The sequence below is a fragment of the Micromonospora sp. WMMD737 genome (assembly GCF_049179055.1).
Taxonomy (GTDB): Bacteria; Actinomycetota; Actinomycetes; order Mycobacteriales; family Micromonosporaceae; genus Micromonospora; species Micromonospora reichwaldensis.
In genome coordinates this window covers 239,832-259,554 of the sequence record NZ_JBMHMH010000001.1, presented here as the reverse complement: position 1 = coordinate 259,554, position 19,723 = coordinate 239,832, and the positions used below count along the sequence as shown (strand labels likewise).

Annotated in this window: 14 protein-coding genes; 8 read left to right on the top strand and 6 right to left on the bottom strand. The window is 73.4% G+C overall.

Features of this window, described 5'->3' with window-relative positions:
• Positions 1 to 43 precede the first annotated feature (43 nt).
• Both ACN27A_RS01125 and ACN27A_RS01120 read left to right on the top strand, forming a co-directional pair.
• Complete coding sequence (locus ACN27A_RS01125; protein ID WP_421449067.1) at positions 44 to 880, top strand: hypothetical protein; 837 nt, start codon at positions 44 to 46, stop codon at positions 878 to 880.
• On the top strand, positions 861 to 1,901 hold the full coding sequence (locus ACN27A_RS01120) for a 3-dehydroquinate synthase family protein (protein ID WP_421449065.1): 1,041 nt from the start codon (positions 861 to 863) through the stop codon (positions 1,899 to 1,901). The genes ACN27A_RS01125 and ACN27A_RS01120 overlap by 20 nt, the downstream gene beginning before the upstream one ends.
• Before the next feature lie 78 nt (positions 1,902 to 1,979).
• Here the strand turns inward: ACN27A_RS01120 and ACN27A_RS01115 are convergent, their stop codons facing one another.
• Positions 1,980 to 3,170 (bottom strand): ATP-grasp domain-containing protein, encoded by a 1,191-nt coding sequence (locus ACN27A_RS01115; protein ID WP_421449063.1) that lies wholly within the window; start codon positions 3,168 to 3,170, stop codon positions 1,980 to 1,982.
• A 1,065-nt stretch (positions 3,171 to 4,235) separates the two neighbouring features.
• Between ACN27A_RS01115 and ACN27A_RS01110 the strand changes: the two genes are divergently transcribed.
• Together ACN27A_RS01110 and ACN27A_RS01105 are read left to right on the top strand one after the other, a co-directional pair.
• A complete protein-coding gene (locus ACN27A_RS01110) occupies positions 4,236 to 7,934 on the top strand; it encodes a non-ribosomal peptide synthetase (protein WP_421449061.1) in 3,699 nt (1,232 codons plus the stop codon).
• Between the two features lie 126 nt (positions 7,935 to 8,060).
• Entirely contained in the window at positions 8,061 to 11,771 is a 3,711-nt protein-coding gene (locus tag ACN27A_RS01105; RefSeq protein WP_421449058.1) for a non-ribosomal peptide synthetase, read from the top strand.
• 40 nt (positions 11,772 to 11,811) lie between these two features.
• On the opposite strand, the gene ACN27A_RS01100 is transcribed toward ACN27A_RS01105, so the two are convergent.
• From ACN27A_RS01100 to ACN27A_RS01080, 5 genes are all read right to left on the bottom strand, one after another.
• On the bottom strand, positions 11,812 to 12,720 hold the full coding sequence (locus ACN27A_RS01100; protein WP_421449057.1) for an aminoglycoside phosphotransferase family protein: 909 nt from the start codon (positions 12,718 to 12,720) through the stop codon (positions 11,812 to 11,814).
• Positions 12,721 to 13,053: 333 nt separating this feature from the next.
• A complete protein-coding gene (locus tag ACN27A_RS01095) occupies positions 13,054 to 13,794 on the bottom strand; it encodes a hypothetical protein (protein ID WP_421449055.1) in 741 nt (246 codons plus the stop codon).
• A 173-nt stretch (positions 13,795 to 13,967) separates the two neighbouring features.
• On the bottom strand, positions 13,968 to 14,636 hold the full coding sequence (locus ACN27A_RS01090) for an HAD-IA family hydrolase (RefSeq protein WP_421458341.1): 669 nt from the start codon (positions 14,634 to 14,636) through the stop codon (positions 13,968 to 13,970).
• A 64-nt stretch (positions 14,637 to 14,700) separates the two neighbouring features.
• Positions 14,701 to 15,834 (bottom strand): Gfo/Idh/MocA family protein, encoded by a 1,134-nt coding sequence (locus ACN27A_RS01085; protein ID WP_421449053.1) that lies wholly within the window; start codon positions 15,832 to 15,834, stop codon positions 14,701 to 14,703.
• Entirely contained in the window at positions 15,831 to 16,994 is a 1,164-nt protein-coding gene (locus ACN27A_RS01080; RefSeq protein WP_311413973.1) for a DegT/DnrJ/EryC1/StrS family aminotransferase, read from the bottom strand. Before ACN27A_RS01080 ends, ACN27A_RS01085 begins: the two co-directional genes overlap by 4 nt.
• A 334-nt stretch (positions 16,995 to 17,328) precedes the next feature.
• On the opposite strand from ACN27A_RS01080, the gene ACN27A_RS01075 reads away from it, so the two are divergent.
• From ACN27A_RS01075 to ACN27A_RS01060, 4 genes are all read left to right on the top strand, one after another.
• Positions 17,329 to 17,760, top strand: a complete 432-nt coding sequence (locus ACN27A_RS01075) for a type II 3-dehydroquinate dehydratase (protein ID WP_311413974.1) — start codon at positions 17,329 to 17,331, stop codon at positions 17,758 to 17,760.
• A 91-nt stretch (positions 17,761 to 17,851) separates the two neighbouring features.
• Complete coding sequence (locus ACN27A_RS01070) at positions 17,852 to 18,205, top strand: DoxX family protein (protein ID WP_132240772.1); 354 nt, start codon at positions 17,852 to 17,854, stop codon at positions 18,203 to 18,205.
• A gap of 9 nt (positions 18,206 to 18,214) precedes the next feature.
• Entirely contained in the window at positions 18,215 to 19,150 is a 936-nt protein-coding gene (locus tag ACN27A_RS01065; RefSeq protein WP_421449049.1) for an ROK family protein, read from the top strand.
• A 12-nt stretch (positions 19,151 to 19,162) separates the two neighbouring features.
• On the top strand, positions 19,163 to 19,723 hold the full coding sequence (locus ACN27A_RS01060; protein ID WP_421449048.1) for an NADPH-dependent FMN reductase: 561 nt from the start codon (positions 19,163 to 19,165) through the stop codon (positions 19,721 to 19,723).

Sequence of the window (19,723 nt, the reverse complement as noted above, 5' to 3'; positions counted from 1 at the left end):
CGCAGACCGTCGAGTCCTGTGCTCCACCCGCCCGTCAGCCGAGGTGCCGTCGTTGGAACGCTGCTGGTTGTTCGCCCGCTCGGCCGTGCCGGCCGACGGGTCCCCGGACACGCGGGTGACCGAACTGGTCGGCACGGTCCTCGCCGGTCTGGTCGCCGCCGCCCGCCGGGCCGATCCGGGCATGGACTGGTTCTTCGACCCGGAGGGCTCCCCCGCCGGGCCGCACGTGAGCCTCGGCTTCCACGCCGCCCCGGCCGCGCTCGACGCGGTACGTACGGGGCTGCTCGCGTACGACCCGGGGGTCTCCTTCGCCGCCGACCGCTACGTGGTGCGCGACGCCGCTCGGGGCGGCCCGCTCGCGTCGGCGGGCAGCGACCTGGCCCTGACCCTGCTCGGCGGGGACACTCCCTGGCTGGCCGGCGTCGAGCTGCCGCTGGCCGTGGCGCACCTGCGGTACCTGACGGGGCTGGTGCCGGCGGCCGACCGGCTGGCGTTCCTCTTCCTGCACTGGCAGGAACGCAGCCAGCGGCTCACCGCCGCGCAGCGGCGGGACCTGGCCGCGCAGGCGGACGCCGGGGCGGAGAAGATCGTCCTGGCGGCCGGCGACCTGCCGCTGTGCGGGGAGGTCGCCGTGGCCTGGCAGCGTTACCTGGACCGGGTGACCGACGTGGTCGGCCGGCACCACCCGGCGGCGCCGTCGGGCTTCCTGCTGGCGCACCACGCCCAGCTCACCCACGACCGTTGGGGCATCGGGCCGGACGTCGACTCGCTGGCCGCGCTGGCGCTGCGCCTGTCGATGGTCCGGGAGCGCCCGGTCGCCGCCGCGCCGGTCCCCGTCGTCAAGAGGAGGCAGCAGCCACATGCACCCGTCCGCGCCTGACCCGCACGCCCCCGCCGAGCCGGCCCGGATCGAGGTGGCGCTCGGCGAGCGCGCGTACCCGGTGCTGATCGGCCCCGGCGTGCGCCACCGGCTGCCGGCGGAGGTGGCGCGGATCGGTGCGCGCCGGGTCGTGGTGGTCTCGGCCCGGCCGCCGGAGTGGACGCCCGACCCGGGTGTGCCGCACCGGGTGGTGCCGGCCCGCGACGGCGAGCACGACAAGAACCTGGCCACGGTCGAGCAGCTCTGCCGGGCGTTCGCCGAGTTCGGGCTGACCCGCGCCGACGCCGTCGTCTCCTGCGGCGGCGGCACCACCACGGACGTGGTCGGGTTGGCCGCCGGCCTCTACCACCGGGGCGTCGCGGTGATCCACCTGCCGACCTCGCTGCTCGCCCAGGTGGACGCCAGCGTCGGCGGGAAGACGGCGGTCAACCTGCCGGAGGGCAAGAACCTCGTCGGGGTGTACTGGCAGCCCCGGGCGGTGCTCTGCGACACCGAGCACCTGGGCACGCTGCCGCAGCGGGAGTGGCGCAACGGCTACGGGGAGATCGCCCGGGCGCACTTCATCGGCGCAGGCGAGCTGCGCGACCGGCCGGTGGCGGAGCAGATCGCCGCCTGCGTGGCGCTGAAGGCGCGGGTGGTGGCCGCCGACGAGCGTGACTCCGGTCTGCGGCACATCCTCAACTACGGTCACACGCTGGGGCACGCGTTGGAGCGGGCCACCGACTTCGGCCTGCGGCACGGCGAGGCGGTCGGCGTCGGCACGGTCTTCGCGGGCCGGCTGGCCGGCGTCCTCGGCCGCGTCCCGGCCGACCGGGTGGCCGAGCACCACGAGGTGGTGGCGGGCTACGGCCTCGACACCGCGCTGCCCGGCAATGTCGACCACGACGAGTTGGTCGCGCTGATGCGGCGGGACAAGAAGGCCACCTCGGGCCTGTCCTTCGTCCTGGACGGCCCGGCCGGGCCCGAGCTGGTCGCCGACGTCCCCGAGTCCGCCGTGCGCACCGCGCTGGCCGGCATGTAACGGCCGGCACCCCGACCACCGCGTGGGCGCTCGGGCGTCCCCTCCGGACCGTCGCCACGGCCCGGAGGGGACGACGCGTCAACCGCTAAGTGCCCGCTGGATCTGCGCGACCAGCACCCCGCAGGCGTACCGGTCCGCGGCGCCGACCATGCCGACGATGGTCGCCGGAAGCGGGCCGTTGTCCGTCTCCGCCGGGTCGTGGTGCATGAACGCGACGAACTGCCCCCGGTCGATGAACGGGGCGAGGATCGGCTCGGCGTCGACGCCGGGGGCCAGCGAGAAGAACGTGGTCATGGCGCACGGGTGCTGGCCCAGCAGCTCGTGGCGGTGCAGCAACGAGGTGGTGGCCCCACTGACCCGGAAGTTCGGGTCGATGACCCGCAGGGCGCCGTCCCGACCGATTCCGGCGTCGAAGGAGCAGTACCCGCGGTACCCGAGGGCACTGGCCTTTCGGACCCCTACGGTCAGCGCTTCGATCAGCTCCGCCGGCGGCTGGTCGTCGTCCATCACACACCCGACCCACGTCGAAGTGGGCTGCGGCAGGTGTACGGACGCACCGAAGTACTGCACCGCTCCGCTCTCCGTCACGCCGAACTGGACGCCCCAGATGGTCCGGAAGGGCACCTCCTCCTCGACGATCCACCGATCGCTCACCTGTTCCAGCTGGTTGAACAGCGCCCGGTGCCGCCGGTCCTGCAACCGCCTGGTGAAGATCGCGATTCCGCTGTACACCTCGACGCCTGCCGGTTTGACCACCGCCGGCCGCCGGTCCTGCTGCACGATGCGGCGTACCTCGGCGGGGGTGGCGACCTGGCGACGGGGCAGATATTCCGGCGCGATCAGTGTGTCCAGGGTGGTCTTGTTGTTGAGGCGGGCCAACAGGTCCGGGGCGACCCGGGCCCGCGCGGCCCGCAGCTGCGGATCGTGCGGGGGGAACTGGAACTCCAGCGTCTCGCCCCGCTCGGCGGCGTCCCGGGCGAACTGCACCGCCTGCGCGCCGGAGCGGAACTCGCGCAGGTCGCTCGGCGTCTTGAGACCGCACCGACTGAGCAGGCGCAGCGACTTGTCCGCGCTGGAGCCCGTGCTGCAAATGGCCGACGCCTGGTGCGGCAGGGTCAGGTGGAGACCGGTGATCATGTCCAGCCCGTTGTACAGGGCGGCGCCCGCACCGGCGAGATAGCGGCTGCCTGCGGTCGTCACCGGATCGGGTGGCCGGGCCAGGACCACCCCGTCGTGAGCGAACACCTGCACCTGGATAGGTCCGTCCATTGGATCTCCTGACATGCCGGCCCACAAAGGGCCTCGGGGTGGCACGGAGTCGGGTGCGCAACGACCACGAACTGCGCAGAACGTGGACGGTCGCGGGCGCTCCCGGTCCTGATGAGGCCGCTCGGCCACGAGAGTCGGGCGTACCGCGTGCACCGACCGGACGGTCCCTGGCGAGACCGGTCAGGTAGCGGGCTGGCTTGTGGTCAGCGCTGCGTTGGCGGGGTGCACACCAACAGGCGATGACTGAATGTGCCAGTCACCGACTGGGTCATGATCGGCAAAGCATAGTCAATCCTCATTTCCGCGGGATGGGCCGGTCAGCCGACCGCGGGCGGCCCTTTCCGCCCCCGGGATCGCCAATTCTCCGACTCGAACCCTGGACCCGGGCTGACCGAATAGCCTTTTTCGACTTAGCCCCCGGGATCGTTCACCGTCGAAACCCGGACATTCGTGCACCGACCCTCTCGGAGGGCGCCAACCATCCACTATAGAAAAGATATAGCCGCGCGTGTTAATGCCGAAAAATTCGCGGCAGCTGACCGTGATCCTGATCAGCAGCCACGAGAAAACACCACACTGACCAGCGCAAATTGCCGATCCGGCGGCGCAGACACCGGACGCGGACCGGTGGCCGGTCATTACTGCGGGCGCATCCTCGGCGGCCTCGGTCGGAATCTCCGGCCGCCGCCCTAGGGGTCGACGTGCGCATCTCTAGGGGTGTACGCCACTCCACCGTGCTTCGTAGGGTCGGGCCCCATCGGTTCGTCGTTCCCTTTTCATTGCACCGGGCGGGGGACGAATGTGGGTGCGCGGCGCCCCGGACGGACGGGAGGCGCCGGTGATCGGATCGGGCACCGACCTGCTCCTTTCGATCGACGACGTGGTGGCGACCCGGAATCCGGACGGTGACCCCGTCCCGGTCGCACCGCATGTCCGCGTCCGGCCACCCGAGTCGGCCGCGGTGCCCGCAGACCGCCCCTGCCGCGCGGATCGGAATGCGCCCGGTGGTGCGGTACCGAGGCCCCGCGCCTTCCGGTCACCCCCTCTCGATCGGAGGTTGAGCTGATGTCTGTCGGGTTCGATGGTGCGCGGACCGTGGACGGCGCGGTCGACGCCGAGACGCTGGACATGGTGGGGGACCTGCGCCGGCCGACGCTCTGGCCGGCCCGGGCCGCCTCGGTGCACCGGGTGCTGCCCTCCTGGCTGCCGGACGACGCGCCGGGCGGCGACGTCGTGGTGGCGGGGGTCGTGGCGGTGCTGGCCCGTTGGACGGCCCAGGAGCAGGTGGTGGTGAGCCTGGCGTCCGGTGGCGGCGGTTCGGCGCTACGGGTGGACGTGGCGGGTGATCCGGGTTTCGCCGAGCTGGTGACGCGGGTGCGCGCGGCGCTGGCGGCGCCGGTGGCCGTGGGCCGGGAGCCGGTGGGCCCGGTGGTGCTCGGGCTGGTGGACGCTCCGGTGGCGGACGCGGGACCGGCCGTGGTGGACGTCGACCTGGTGATCGGTGTGGCCGCGGACGGGTCGGCGCTGCGGGTGGACTACGCGGCGGAGGGTTACTCGGCACAGTGGGTGCGGGGCCTGGTGGACCAGGTCGTGGTGCTGGTCTCCGCAGGGCTGGCGGGGCCGGAGGTCGGGTTGTCGGCGTTGCCGTTGGTGGGCGATGCGGAGCGGGAGCGGTTGCTGGAGTGGGGTCGGGGCCCGGTGCGTGAGGTGCCGGGTGAGCCGATCCACGAGCTGGTGCTCAAGTGGGCGCGGCGCACGCCGGAGGCGGTGGCGGGTGTCGCGGGCGGTGAGGTGCTGACGTACGGGGAACTGGACCGCCGGTCGGCCGCGCTGGCGGCGTACCTGCGGTCGGTGGGCGTGGGTGCCGGTGACGTGGTGTCGCTGGCGCTGGAACGCGGGCTGTGGTCGCTGGTGGCGACGACGGGTGTGTTGCGGGCGGGCGCGGCGTACACGCCGATGGACGTGTCGTGGCCGGTGGAGCGGATGCGGGTGTTGCTGGCCGACCACGGCGCGCGGGTGGTGTTGACCGTCGGTGCCGTGGCGCCCCGGATTCCCGGTGGCGACGGGGTGTCGGTGGTGGCGTTGGATGACGACTGGCCGGTGGTGCAGGCGGGTGAGCCGGTGGACCTGCCGGTGGTGCCGGCGTCCGCGCCGGCGTTCGTGATCTACACGTCGGGGTCGACGGGCACGCCGAAGGGTGTCGTGCTGACGCACGAGAGGCTGACGAACTTCCTGGCGTGGATGACCGACGAGTGCGCCATCGGCCCCGACAGCCGGATGCTGCATTCGGCGGCACCGGTCTTCGACGCCGCCTTCGGGGAGATCTTCGCGACGCTCACCGGTGGTGGCCGCGTCGTCGTCTGCTCCCGCGACGACCTGCTCGACGCGCGCCGGCTCACCGACCTCATCAACACCCACGACGTCACGCACACGTTCGGACCGGCCACCAACATCGCCCCGCTCGATCCGGCCGCCTGCCCGGGTCTGCGCTGCATCATCTTCGGCGGCGAGGCCGTCCCGCCGCAGCTGGCCCAGCGGTGGTTGACGGCGGGCGCGCGGGTGGTGAACGCGTACGGGCCGGCGGAGATCGCCGTGGCGTGCACGTGGTTCGACGCGTCGGCGGGTTGGGGCGGCGCGTACGTGCCGATCGGCTGGCCCATGCCCAACCGGCAGATCCGCGTCGTCGACGCCAACCTCGGCCTCGTCCCCGCGGGCGTACCCGGCGAAATCCTCATCACCGGCTTCGGGGTCGCCGACGGCTACCTCAACCGCCCCGAACTCACCGCCGAACGCTTCGTCACCGACCCGTACGGCGGCGGGACCGCCTACCGCAGCGGCGACCTCGGACGGTGGAACGCCACCGGCGCGCTGGAGATCCTCGGCCGGATGGACCACCAGGTCAAGGTCAACGGCATCCGCATCGAACTCGGCGAGATCGAGACCATCCTCGCCCAGCACCCCGACGTCGGCGCCGCCGTGGTCGTGCGCCGCGAGGACGACGGCACCGCCCGACTCGTCGCCTACGTCACCGGACGCAACGGCCGTACCCCCGCCGTCGGCGACCTACGCGCGCACGCCGCCAGCGTGCTCCCGCCCTACATGGTCCCCGCCGTGATCATGGTCCTCGACCACTTCCCCGTCGGCGGCACCGGCAAGGTCGACCGGCGGGCCCTGCCCGCACCCGACACCCGACGCCCCGACCTCGGGGTGGAGTTCGTCGAGCCGGCGACGAACGAGGAGCGCCTCGTCGCCGCGGTGTTCGCGACCGTCCTCGGCATCGACCGGGTCGGCACGCGCGACAGCTTCTTCGACCTGGGTGGCACGTCGTTGCAGTCGGCGGCGGTGGCGACGCGCATCGACGAGGCCGCCGACGTCGTCGTGCCCGTCTCGCAGATCCACCGCACCCCCACCCCGCAGGCGCTGGCCCACTGGCTGACCACCGCGCCCCGCCGTCCGGACGCCGGCTCGACCGCCGGGCAGGCCCGTCAGCGTCCCGGCCCGGTTCCGCTGGCGCAGCAGGTCGCGAAGTGCCTGATGTCGCCGCTGGAGGTCGTCGTCCCGGTCACCTGGTGGATCGAGGGTGAGCTGGACCTACGGGCGCTGATGGCGGCGCTGGGCGACGTGCACCGCCGGCACGAGGCCCTGCACGCCCGCTACCGGCGGACGGCTCCCCCGGTGGCGCTCGTCCCGCCGAACCCGGCGATGCCGCAGCTGCGGCTGCTCACCGACGCCGCCAGCGAGCAGGAGGCCCTGGACCAGCTCGCCGAGGCGGTGCAGCAGCCGCTCGACTACACCCAGGGCCGGGTCTGGCGGGCCGCCCTGATCCGGGAGAAGTCGACCGGGCGGGTCCTGTTCGGCGTGGGCATCCACCACATCGCCTTCGACGGCTGGTCGTACGCGCTGCTGGTGCGGGACCTGAGCCACGCCTACGCGGCGCGGTTGTCGGGCGCGGCCCCCGAGTGGGCGCGGCCGGCGCCGACGCTGCGCCAGTCGTACGAGGAGTACGCCCGGCTGCGCGACGCCGCCGACCTCGACGCGCAGCGGGCCTACTGGCGCGAACACCTGCGCGGCCTGCCCCGCCAGGGCCGAGGCGACGCCACCGCACCGCTGGAGCAGGCGCTGGCGTGGGGTCCGAAGGCCGGGCACATCGTCACCGTCACGCCGGAGGTCATGCGGCGCTGGGACCGGGCCGCCCGGGAGCAGCGGTTCAGCCGGTCCAGCTACTTCGTCGCGGCGTTCGCCTCCGCGCTGCGCGCCGTCCACCAGCAGGACGACATCGGCCTGCTGATGGTGGTGGCCATGCGGGGCAGCCGCGTCCTCGACTCCGCCTTCACCACCCGGCTGAACCTCAACTGCGTCCGGGTGCGCTTCGACGGGCCGGAGGACGACAAACTCGTCCTGCGGGTCAACGAGACGATCAGCGACCTCATGCGGGCCCAGGACGTCCCCTTCGCGGAGACCGCCGACGACCCCGCCGCCGGGCTCTCCGGCGAGGTGGTCGCCAGCCTGCCGACCTTCGTGTTCCAGGACAACGTGGTGCTGCCGCTGGAGTTGCCCGGCTGCCGGGCCGAGGAGGTCGTCGACCCGTACGCGCGGGAGGTGCCCAACGGGCTCACGGTCGAGGTGCTCCCCCGCGCCGACCACGCCCTCCTGCGCGTCACGATCCGCACCGACTACCTGCCGTACAGCTTCGCCGAGGAGCTGAACGGACACATGCTGCGCTTCCTGGAGGCCGGGCCGGCGGGCTCACCCACCGCCGGCTGACCGTCCACCCCGTACACATCGGACTGCTTGTCATGGCCGTGGACGCGCGGGCCGCGTCCCCGGAGTTCGTGGTTCCTCCCCGGCGGACGCCCGCAGGCGACGCCGGGCCTGATCGGAGGTTGGCTCATGTCTGTCGGGTTCGTTGGTGGTCGTGCCCCGGCCACGGAGGTCGTCGGGCCCGGTACCGACTTCGAGGCTCTCGACCTCATGGGCGACCTGCGTCGGCCACTGGGGTGGCCGGCCCGGGCGGCGTCGCAGGTGCGGTCCTTGCAGCTGCCCGTCCCGGCCGGCGCGGAGCCGGCCGGGACGGTGGTCCTGGCGGGGCTCGTCGGGGTGCTGGCCCGGTACACCGGTCAGGAGGAGGTGGTGCTGGGCCGGTCCTCGGGCGGATCGGCGGTCCGGGTAGGTGTGGCGGACGATCCGGCGTTCGGTGAGCTGGTGAGCCGGGTAAGTGCGGCGTGGGCCGCGCCGGTGGTGACCGCCGGTGTGCCGGGTCCGGTGGCGGTGAGCCTGGTCGACGGCCCGGTGGCCGAGGTGGGTCCGGAGGTGGTGGACGTCGACCTGGTGGTGACCGTCGCCTCGGACGGCTCCGGGCTGCGGGTCGATTACGCGGCGGAGGGTTTCTCCACCGACTGGGCACGGGGCCTGCTGGACCAGACCGGGACGCTGCTGGCGGCCGGGTTGCGGGAACCCGACGTCCCGCTGTCCGGGTTGCCGTTGTTGGGCACGGCCGAGCGGGACCAGCTGCTCGCATGGGGCCGGGGTCCGAGCTGCCCGGTGCCGGGCGAGCCCCTCCACGAACTGGTGCTGCAGTGGGCACGCCGGACGCCGGACGCGGTCGCGGGTGTCGCCGACGGCGAGGTCGTCACGTACGGGGAACTGGCCCGCCGTTCGGAACTACTGGCCCGTTACCTGCGCGCAGTCGGGGTCGGGGTCGGGGACGTGGTGTCGCTGGCGTTGGACCGCAGCATGTGGACCCTCGTCGCCACCCTGGCGGTGCTGCGGGCGGGAGCGGCTTACACGCCGATGGACGTGTCGTGGCCGGCGGAGCGGATGAAGATGCTCCTGGCCGACCACGGTGCCCAGGTCGTGCTCACCGTGGGCGAGGTCGCCCACCGCATCCCCCGCCCCGACGGCGTGCGGGTGGTCGCCCTGGACCAGGACTGGCCCGCTGTGGAGGCGGTCGAAGCGATCGACCTGCCGGTGGTGGACGCCTCCCAGCCGGCGTTCGTGATCTACACGTCCGGATCGACCGGGATGCCGAAGGGCGTCGTGCTGTCCCACGACAAGCTGACGAACTTCGTCACCTGGATGCGCGACGAGTGCGCGGTCGGCCCGGACAGCCGGATGCTGCACTGCTGCGCCCCGGTCTTCGACGTGGCCCTGGGCGAGATCTACACCGCGCTGACCTCCGGCGCCCGCGTCGTGGTCTGCTCGCGTGACGACCTGCTCGACGCCCGCCGGCTGACGGAGCTGATCGCCAAGGAGCAGACCACCCACGCGTTCTGCCCACCCACCAACCTCGCCGCCGTCGACCCGGCCGACTGCCCGAGCATGTCCTGCGTGACCCTCGCCGGGGAACCCATCCCGCCCCGCATGGCCCAACGGTGGATGGCCGCCGGCACCCGCCTGATCAACGCCTACGGCCCCGCCGAGGCATCCGTCGCCTGCACGTGGTTCGACGCCAAGGCCGGCTGGGGTGGCGCGTACGTGCCGATCGGCTGGCCCATGCCCAACCGTCAGATCCGTGTCGTCGACGCCGCACTCGACCTCGTCCCCATGGGAGTCCCCGGCGAGATCCTCATCACCGGCGCAGGGGTCGCCGACAGCTACCTCAACCGCCCCGAACTGACCGCGCAACGGTTCGTCACCGACCCGTACGGCGGCGGGGTCGCCTACCGCACCGGTGACCTGGGCCGGTGGAACGCCTCCGGGGCGCTGGAGATCCTCGCGCGGATGGACCACCAGGTCAAGGTCAACGGCATCCGCATCGAACTCGGCGAGATCGAAGCCGTCCTCGAACAGCACCCGGGCGTCGGCACGGCCGTGGTCGTCCGCCGCGAGGACCGGGGCGTCGCCCGGCTGGTCGGCTACGTGACCGGGCACAATGGCCGGGCCCCGACCGTGAGCGAACTGCGGGAGCACGCCGCTACGGTGCTGCCCTCGTACATGGTCCCCGCCGTGATCATGGTGCTCGACCGGTTCCCCGTCGGCGGCACGGGGAAGATCGACCGGCGGGCCCTTCCGGAACCGGGCTCGCAGCGCCCGGACCTCGGCGTGGCCTACGTCGAAGCCGCGACCGCCGAGGAACGGCTGGTCACAGGCGTTTTCGCTACCGTACTCGATATCGATCCCATCGGCACCGAGGACAGCTTCTTCGCCCTCGGCGGCACCTCCCTGCAATCCGCCGCCGTCGCCGCCGCCATCGACGAGGCCGCCGACGTCGTCGTACCCGTCTCGCAGATCCACCGCACACCCACCCCACGCGAACTGGCCCGCTGGCTCGCCACCGCACCCCGCCGACCCAGAGCCGAACCGGAACCGCCCGTCACCGGACGCCCCGCCCCGACCGGGCCCGTCCCGCTGACCCCGTCGGTCGCCAAGTGTCTCGTGCTCCCGTTCGAGCTGGTCTGTCCGACCACCTGGTGGATCGAGGGCGAGTTGGACCTGCGCGCGCTGATGGCAGCGCTCGGCGACGTGCACCGGCGGCACGAGGCGTTGTACGCCCGCTACCGGCGGGTGGACCCGCCCGTGGCGATCATCCCGCCGAACCCGGGGATGCCCCAGCTCCGGCTGCTCACCGACGCCGCGAGCGAACAGGAAGCACTCGACCAACTCGCCGAGGCGGTGCAGCAGCCGCTGGACTACACCCAGGGCCGCAACTGGCGCGCCGCCCTGATTCGCAACAAGACCACGAACCGGGTCCTGTTCGGCATCGGCATCCACCACATCGCCTTCGACGGCTGGTCACACGCCCTCCTCGTTCGCGACCTCAACCACGCCTACGCCGCACGGCTGTCCGGCACGGCCCCGGTGTGGGCGCGACCCGCGCCCACCCTCCGCCAGTCGTACGACGAGTACACCCGGCTCCGCGAGGCCGCCGACCTCGACGCGCAGCGGGCCTACTGGCGCGAACAGTTGCGCGGGCTCGCCCGCCAGGGCGAGGGCCGCCCCCAGGAACTCCTGGAGCAGACCCCGACCTGGGGCCCCAGGACCGGGCACATCGTCGCCGTCTCTGCCGACGTGTTGGACCGCTGGGACCGGGCCGGCCGCGAACAGCGGTTCAGCCGCTCCACCTACTTCGCCGCCGCCTATGCCTCCGCGCTGCGCACCATCCACCAGCAGGACGACATCGCCCTGCTGATGATCGTCGCGCAGCGCGGCAGCCGGATCCTCGACTCCGCCTTCACCAGCAGGATCGGTTCCAACTGCCTCCGGGTCCGGTTCGACAGCCCCGAGAAGAACCTCGTCCGGGCCCTCCAGCAGACCGTGGACCAGCTGATGGCAGCCCAGGACGTCACCTTCCTGGAGATGACCACCGACCCGGTCCTCGGGATGCCCCGCGAGGTGACCAACAGCCTGCCCTCCTTTGCCTACCAGGACAACCTCGTCCTCCCGCTGGAGCTGCCCGGCTGCCGAACCGAGGAGGTCGTCGACCCGTACGCCCGGGAGTGGTCGGGTGGCTGTGTCGCCGAGGTCCTGCCCGGTGACGGGGGCGCCCTGCTTCGCGTCACCATCCGCACCGATCTGGTCCCGGCCCCGGTCGCCGAGATGTTGGCCACCAACATGCTGCGCTTCCTGGAGGCCGGACCGGAGGCCGCCGACCAGACGGACTGAGCGGACCCTCGCCGGCGGCAGCCGCCACCGCCCGTGCCGCTCAGCGCGTGGCGGCGTCAGCGAGGACCGCCTGAAGCCGGGCTCGGCATTCGGCGACGAAGGCCGGATAGGTGTGCCAGTAGTAGGAGATTCCGCTGGCAGCCACCGCGACGGCCCACGCCCTGGCGCGGATCCACGTCAGATCGTCGAGGTCCACGGCGTTCCAGTACGCCTGTCGCGCGGGGGGCGGCAGGTCCCAGACGGTGGAGTGCTCGGCGTCGGGTAGGCCGACCGACAGACCACCGAAGTCGATGACGGCGTGCAGCTTGCCTTCCCGCACCAGCAGGTTGGTGGGCTTGAGGTCGCCGTGCAGCCACACGTGTGGCCCGGAGGGCTCAGGCAGGGCGAGCGCGGCGCGCCAGAGCTGTGCCAGGGTCTCGACGTCCAGCTCCGCGCCCACGGTGCTCCGACAGTCCTCGAAGCACGTGCTGATCCACGGGTCGCAGTCCCGCAGACGGCCTCCGCGGTACCAGCTGAGGTCACCCGTGCGGGTCGCTCCCATCAGGTCGATGCGGTGCAGTTCCCGCACGAACGCCGCCAGGTCGGTCCCGAACGCGGCCCAGTCCCGGACGGTGTCCGGCTGTGCCTCGCTGCCACCGATCCAGCGGTAGACCGACCAGGGAAGCGGAAAGGCCGAGGTGGGCGTGCCGGCGTGGACAGGCTCCGGGACGGGACGCGGGAGCCGCGGCGCCAGACGGGGAAGCCAGGTCTGCTCCTTCCGCAGGGACCGCGCCTTGTCGGCCGTGCGCGGCAGTCGCACGAGCAGGTCGTCACCCAGCCGGAACATGGTGTTGTCCGTGCCGGCGCCCGCCGGTGACACCGGCAGGCCGGCCCACTCGGGGCGCTGCGCCGCCAGCAGCGACCTGACGACCGCCCCGTCGACCGGAACCTCGTCCTCGTGCAACGTCACCCCACGGATCCTCCCGCCCGACGGCACGGCGAGCCAGTGATTTCCGGCCTTTCGGCCTCCCCCTCACCGGGTTCGCCCAGCCAGGCCCGCCGGATCGTGTGATGCCCCGGTTGTGCGGTGCCGAGTCGTGGGCGCTGTCGAGCTGCCCCTACAGACGGGGCATGGTGCGCGGCTCCGGTTGGTCGCACACATGGGGCAGCTCGACAGCGTCATACCAACACACGGCCGCCGGTCCCGCGATCGGCGCGCGACCCGGCAGCCGTGCCAGCCGTGTAGTACGCCGCGTACCGCGACGATCCCACGTGCGCGACGGCTTGCGACCGGTCCCGGTGTTCAAGGTGCCCGGCGGGGCGAGGGCTGCCCGTGCGGGATGCCGGACGAGCGTTCGCCGGTCATGCCCCGGGTGCGCCTGCGCCCCGGGAGGGCTCCGGCTCTGGCGGCGGAACGCTTGGCAGGCCGCCGCCGGCGTGCGGATGTCGTTCGGGCGTGGTGGGCGACCGGCCGCCCGGCCAGCATGCAGAACACGGCGGTGACGACGAGGACAGCGGGCCCGACGATCCACATTCCACCGGCGTCGGTGAGCTCCTCGGGCAGGCGCGGGTCGACCAGGCCCTGGGGGTCCCGCACCACCGTGACGCGGTGCCCCACCGTGCCTTCCGGGTTGTCCGAGGCGCCGATGCTGCTCCCGGGCCACTGCCCCAGCTCCCCGGCAATGCGCCGACCGTCCGGATCGGCGAGGGTGTAATAGAGGTGACGACCGTCTTCCTGGCCCTCGCGCAGGGCGGTGACGGTGGCCTCGACCCGTTCGCCGCGATGCGTGAGCACTGCCGACCACAGGCCCTCGGCAGCCACGAACATGAGGATGGCACCGACCACCCAGGCCGCGCACAGCAGACCCATGCGGGGCGGTTCCGCGGGCCAGGTCACCAGCACCGCCAGCGCCAGGGCGGCACTCCACAGCAGGGTGCCGGGGATGACCGCGCTGTCGGCCCGGATCCAGGTTGTCCCCGCCAGGGCGCCGACCGCCCCGGCGACGGTGAACACCGCCAGGTACGCCGCCCCGAGCGGGTTCATCCACCAACGATCACCGGTATGCCGCACGGCCGCAGCGTAGACCCGGTGTACAACGGCCCAGGACCGCGCCACGGGCGTACGCGACGGAGTGTGTCGTGGTCACCACGGACAGCGGACCGGCCGGCCCGAGCGGCGAGGTCCGCGTCAGCCTGGCATCGAACGCCCGGTGCGGGTCAGTGGACGAGGGCGGCAGGGCAGTGCGCGAGCAGCTCCGTCGGGGCGTGCACGACCAGGTCGGGGCCGGCGGCGAGCAGCGCGGCGACGTCCCCGCCGTGCCAGGTGGTGGCCACGGCGGTCGCCCCGGCGTCCCGGCCGCTGAGCAGGTCGATGACCGCGTCCCCGACCATCATCGCCTGGCCGGGCGGCACGTCGAGGTGGCCGAGCGCCTGGAGGACGATGTCCGGCGCGGGCTTCGGACGGGCCACCTCGTCGGAGCCGATCACCTGGCCGAAGAGGCCCAGCACGCCGAGCTGGTCGAGCAGGGAGCGGGCCCGGGGGCCGGCCTTGCCGGTGGCGATCGCCATCCGGATCCCCCGGGAGTGCAGCGTCTCCAGGGTCTCCCGGACGCCGGGGAAGAGCGGCACCAGGTGGGCCATCCGGTAGCTCTCCCGGACGAACGGCTCCTCCATCTCCAGGGGCAGTCCCATCAGCCGCATGATGTCCGGGAAGTACCGGCCCATGTGCCGGTTGTACTCCTCGAACGGCGCCGGCCCGTCGCCCACCACCTCGGCGTACGCGATGCTGAACGCCTCACGCATGACGGCCGAGCTGTCGACGATGACGCCGTCGAGGTCGAACACGACCGCGCGGATCGGGCCGCGGCCCGGCGGCGGCGGGGTCATCTCGACGGTGGACGATGGATGGCTCATGGCTGCTCCCGGAAGCGAGTGTGGCCGACGGTGGTTCTCACCTGTCGCGATGACCCGCCAGCGCGTGCTGCCGCTCCGGCGCGGTGGGCCGGGCGGACTGGTAGATCCGTTCGATGATGTCGATGGTCCGGCGGGCCTCGGCGACGGCCGCGCCCCGCGACGCCGGGTCGGCGAGCAGCGCGGGCAGCTCGTCGAGCTGGCGGTCGTACTCGGCGCCGATCGGCACCTCGGGCAGCGACAGCCGGACGGTCTCGCCGTCCCGGGTGCGGGACAGCACCGGCGCCGGCTCCCGGTTGGGGCTGAAGCCGAACGTGCAGCGCAGCGTCGCCGACCCGGCGGCGCCGTGCACGGTGACGGTGGTGCGGTCCAGCGACTCGTGCGAGGCCCAGCAGGCGTGCAGGGCGACCGAGGCCCCCTCGGCGGTGAGCAGGAAGCCCCGGGCGGTGTCCTCGACGTCCCCGGGGGCGCGACCACCGGCGGCGGTGTCGCTGCGCCAGGCGGCGTGGGCGGCGCTGTCGTTGACGAAGTCGTCGGAGACGCTGCCGATGGCGTGGGTGACCCGGGTCGGGCCGAGCATCGGCAGCACCGTGTCGAGCAGGTGCCAGCCGAGGTCCACCAGCGCTCCCCCACCCGAGAGGTCGCGCCGGGTGAACCAGCCGCCCGCGTCGGGCACCCCCCGGGCGCGGACCCAGGCCACGTCGACGTGCCGGATCGGGCCCAACTCGGCGGCCACCCCGGTCAGGGCCCGGATGTCGGCCCGGTAGCGGGCGGCGCTGCCCGCCAGCAGCACCGCGCCGCCGTCGCGTTCCGCGTCGGCCAGCAGGGTCGCCTCGGCGGAGGTCAGGCAGACCGGCTTCTCCAGGAACACCGGTACGCCCCGGCGCAGCAGCCGGACGGCGACGCTGGCGTGCAGGTGGTTCGGTACGGCGACCACCACCAGGTCGACCGCCCCGGCGGGAAGGTCGTCGACGTCGGCGTACGCGGACGGGACGTCGTGGGTGGCACGGGCCCGGTCGCGTACGCCGGGCTCCGGGTCGACCACGGCGGTCACCTCGAAGCCCGGATGCGCGGCGAGCCGGGGCAGCCAGATCTCCCGCCCGGCCCACCCGAGGCCGGCCACCGCGACCCGCACCGGTCGGTCGGGCGCGGCGGCCGGGGGCAGGGCCGTCATCCGGCGAGGACGTCGGCGAGCACGGCGGCGATCTCGTGCATCTGCTGCTCCGTGCCGAGCAGGGTGCGGTGGTGCAGCCAGATGCAGTCGGAGTGGATCTGCTCGACGTTGGGGCAGCGGGCCGCGATCGCCTCGACCGACTCGTCGGGGGCGCCGGCCTTCCAGAAGCCCTCGCACCGGTAGATCGCCCGGAACGCCACGAACGCCGGGACGCCCCGGGCGATGAGCGCGTCGACCACGGCGCGGCGGCGCTCGATGGTGATCCCGGGGACGCGGAACATCGCCATGTAGTGCGGGTTGCGGTCGGTACGCGGGTCGGTGGTCTGCGGCACCACGCCGGGAATCTCGGCGAGCAGGCTCGACAGCAGCGGCCAGCGCTGCTCGCGCAGCGCGATCTGGTCGTCCAGGCGGGACAGCTGGGCGCGCAGCACGGCGGCGGTGAACTCGCCCATCCGGTAGTTCGAGCCGGTGGTGCCGTGCAGGTAGTCCCGGTCGGTGCGGGGCCGGCCGCAGCTGTGCACGAGGAACGCCCGCTCGCGCAGCTCCTCGTCGGGGAAGAGCACCGCCCCGCCCTCGCCGGCGGTCATCAGCTTGCCGTTCTGGAAGCTGAACGCGGCCACCGAGCCGAGCGCCCCGGACCGCTTGCCCTGCCACTGCGCGCCGTGGGCGTGCGCCGCGTCCTGGAGCACCGCCACCCCCGCGTCGGCGGCGAGCTTGTCCAGCGCGTCCATGTCGGCGAACTGGCCGGCCATGTGCACCGGCATGACGACCTTGGTACGGGGGGTGATCGCGGCCTCGACGGCGGCCGGGTCGATGCAGTAGGTGTCGAGGTCGACGTCGACCGGCACGGCGACCGCGCCGAGGCGCTGCGCGGCCAGCGAGGACGAGATGAAGGTGAAGGCCGGGACGATCACCTCGGTGCCCGGCCCGACGCCGAGCACCTCCAGGGCGACCTCGAGGGCGTGGGTGCCGTTGGTGACGGCGAGCGCGTGCGGCGTGCCGTGGTAGTCACCGAACTCCTTCTCGAAGGAGTCGACCTCGCTGCCGCCCATCCGCCACCACTGCCCCTGTTCGAGGGCGCGGATCAGTCCGGCGCGCTCCTCGTCGCCGAACTGCGGCCACTCGGGGAACTCGGACACCGTCGAGGGCTGACCACTCATGACTTCCCACTTCCCAACTCGGGCAGACCAGGGGCTTCGCCGGACCATCGGGCGGGACGACCGGGTACCGCCGGCACGCGGTCCGGGCGCACCGGGGCGCCGATGGCCGGTTCGAGGTAGGTGACGCATCCGTTGGAGCCGGCGGCGTCGCTTCGGCAGGGAGGACGGTAACCGAAGCGGACGCGCGGTCACCGCCCCTAACAGCCCCTAGCCACCCCTTAGTCCGCCGCGCCACGGCCACCGCCGGTTCGCCCGACGTCGCGGGCGTAGTAAGACTGCGGTGGACCAGTCATCGGGCCTTGTCGGGACAGGGCCGCGCCCCGCGAGGTGAAGCGTGTCGGACGTGTTGCTGCTGAACGGCCCGAACCTGGGCATCCTCGGCCGCCGGGAGCCGGAGATCTACGGCACGGACACCCTGGACGACATCGAACGGGCCGTCGGCGAGGAGATCGCGGGGCGGGGCTGGCGGGTGGTGGCCGAGCAGCACGACTGCGAGGGCGCCCTGATCCGCGCCATCCAGGACAACTACGACACCGTGGGCGCCATCGTCAACCCGGGCGCCCTGATGATCGCGGGCTGGAGCCTGCGCGACGCGCTGGCCAACTATCCCCGGCCCTTCGTCGAGGTGCACCTGTCCAACGTCTGGGCCCGGGAGAGCTTCCGGCACGACTCGGTGATCGCCCCGCTGGCCAGCGGCGTCATCGTCGGGCTCGGGTCGTTGGGCTACCGCCTGGCCGCCCGCGCCCTCGTCGCGACCGTCCGATGACGATCCGGCGGCGCACCGTCCGGCCTCATCGGCGTCGATGCGCCAGCGGTACGGTCGTCCGCACGTTCCGACTCTTCCCGAAGGACATCACGTGCACATTCCCATCCTCGTCCTGACCCTCATCCTCGCCGCGGTGTTCCTGGGCACCGCCGTGCCGAAGCTCACCGGGCAGGCGCAGATGCGCGAGCGGATGGACCACCTCGGTGTCTCGCCCGGGCTGACGCGCCTGCTCGGGGTGCTGGAACTCGCCGCGGTCGCCGGGCTGCTGCTCGGCCTGCTCTGGGCGCCGCTGGGCATCGCGGCGGCGATCGGCCTCGCCCTGCAGATGGTGGGCGCGGTGGTCTACCACGCCCGCGCGAAGGACCCGGCCCCGATGACCCTGACGCCGGTGATCTTCGCTCTCGCCGCGGTGGCGCTGGTGGTCCTGCACGTGCTCGAGGGCTGAGGCGCGGGCGTGACCGGTCCGCGGCGGGGCGACGGCGTGCTCGGTGTCGACGTCGGTGGCACCAAGGTGGCGCTGCGCGCGGAGGCGCCCGGACGGCCGGCGTACGACCGGACCTTCCGCTGGCCACGCGGCGCCGACCCGGCCGCGGACCTGGCCGCGCTGGCCGCCGAGGCGGACCGGCTGCGCGAGGTGTGGGGACCGGTGGGTGCGGTCGGGGTGGCGATGCCGGCGACCACGGACCCGGCGGGCACCGTCACCACCTGGCCCGGCCGGCCCGGCTGGGCGGGGCTGGACCTCGCCGGTGCGCTGCGCCGCATCTTCCCCGACGCGGCGACGGCCGTCGCCGACGACGGTGACCTCGCCGCGCTGGCCGAGGCCCGGCACGCCGGCCGGGACGACGTGGTCTACCTGGGCGTCGGCACCGGGATCGGCGGCGGTGTGGTGCTGGCGGGGCGGTCGGTGCCCGGCCGCTCCTCCGCCGAGATCGGTCACATGGTCGTCGCCCTCGACGGCGAGCGCTGCGACTGCGGCCGGCGCGGCTGTCTCCAGTCGATCGCGTCCGGCCCGGCCACCCTGCGCCGGGCGGGCGCCGGCCGCGGGGCCGAGGTGAGCTTCGACGACCTGCGGGCGGGGCTCGACGAGCGCCGGCCGTGGGCGGTGGCGGCGGTCGACGCGAGCTGCCGGGCGCTGGCGGCGGCGGTCGTCAGCCTCGGCGAGCTGCTGGACCCGGCGCTGGCGATCGTGGGCGGCGGGTTCGCCGCCGGCCTGCCCGACCTCGTGCCGCTCGTCGCCGAGCGGGCCCGCGCCGCCGGCCGGCCCGGGCGGCCGTCCCCACCCGTGCGGGCCGCCGCCCTGGGCGGGTTGTCGTCCCTGCACGGCGCGGTGGAGCTGGCCCGTGGCCTGACCGGCCCGCCGGCCCCCGTGCGTTCCGTACCCACCCGATAGAGGAGTTCAGCCATGGTCAGGATCGGTGTCATCGTCGGCAGCACGCGGCCCGGCCGCAAGGCCGACGCCGTGGGCCGCTGGGTGGCCGACGTCGCCGCCAAGCGGGGCGACGCCACGGTCGAGCTGGTCGACATCGCCGACCACGACCTGCCGCACTTCGACGAGGTGCTGCCGCCGTCGATGGCGCCGTCGAGGCGCCCCGCCGTACGCCGGTGGGCGTCGACGGTCGCCGGGTTCGACGGCTTCGTCTTCGTCACCCCGGAGTACAACCACTCGATCCCGGGCGCGCTGAAGGACGCCGTCGACTTCCTGTTCAAGGAGTGGCAGCACGCCTCCGCCGGCCTGGTCAGCTACGGCGTGCACGGCGGCACGCGGGCGGCGGAGCACCTGCGGCTGGTGCTCGGGCAGCTCGGCGTGGCCGACGTCCGGTCCCAGGTCGCGCTCTCCCTGACGACGGACTTCGTCAACTTCCGCGACTTCCGGCCGGCGGCGCACCAGGAGCAGGCCCTCAACACCATGCTCGACGAGGTGGTCGCCTGGGCCGGCGCGCTGCGGACGCTCCGCCGGCCCTGA

Bases quoted from the DNA above. Each gene is read 5' to 3' on its own strand.
- ACN27A_RS01120 (WP_421449065.1), top strand. From the start codon at position 861: ATGCACCCGTCCGCGCCTGACCCGCACGCCCCCGCCGAGCCGGCCCGG.
- ACN27A_RS01115 (WP_421449063.1), bottom strand. From the start codon at position 3,170: ATGGACGGACCTATCCAGGTGCAGGTGTTCGCTCACGACGGGGTGGTC.
- ACN27A_RS01110 (WP_421449061.1), top strand. From the start codon at position 4,236: ATGTCTGTCGGGTTCGATGGTGCGCGGACCGTGGACGGCGCGGTCGAC.
- ACN27A_RS01105 (WP_421449058.1), top strand. From the start codon at position 8,061: ATGTCTGTCGGGTTCGTTGGTGGTCGTGCCCCGGCCACGGAGGTCGTC.
- ACN27A_RS01095 (WP_421449055.1), bottom strand. From the start codon at position 13,794: ATGAACCCGCTCGGGGCGGCGTACCTGGCGGTGTTCACCGTCGCCGGG.
- ACN27A_RS01090 (WP_421458341.1), bottom strand. From the start codon at position 14,636: ATGACCCCGCCGCCGCCGGGCCGCGGCCCGATCCGCGCGGTCGTGTTC.
- ACN27A_RS01085 (WP_421449053.1), bottom strand. From the start codon at position 15,834: ATGACGGCCCTGCCCCCGGCCGCCGCGCCCGACCGACCGGTGCGGGTC.
- ACN27A_RS01080 (WP_311413973.1), bottom strand. From the start codon at position 16,994: ATGAGTGGTCAGCCCTCGACGGTGTCCGAGTTCCCCGAGTGGCCGCAG.
- ACN27A_RS01060 (WP_421449048.1), top strand. From the start codon at position 19,163: ATGGTCAGGATCGGTGTCATCGTCGGCAGCACGCGGCCCGGCCGCAAG.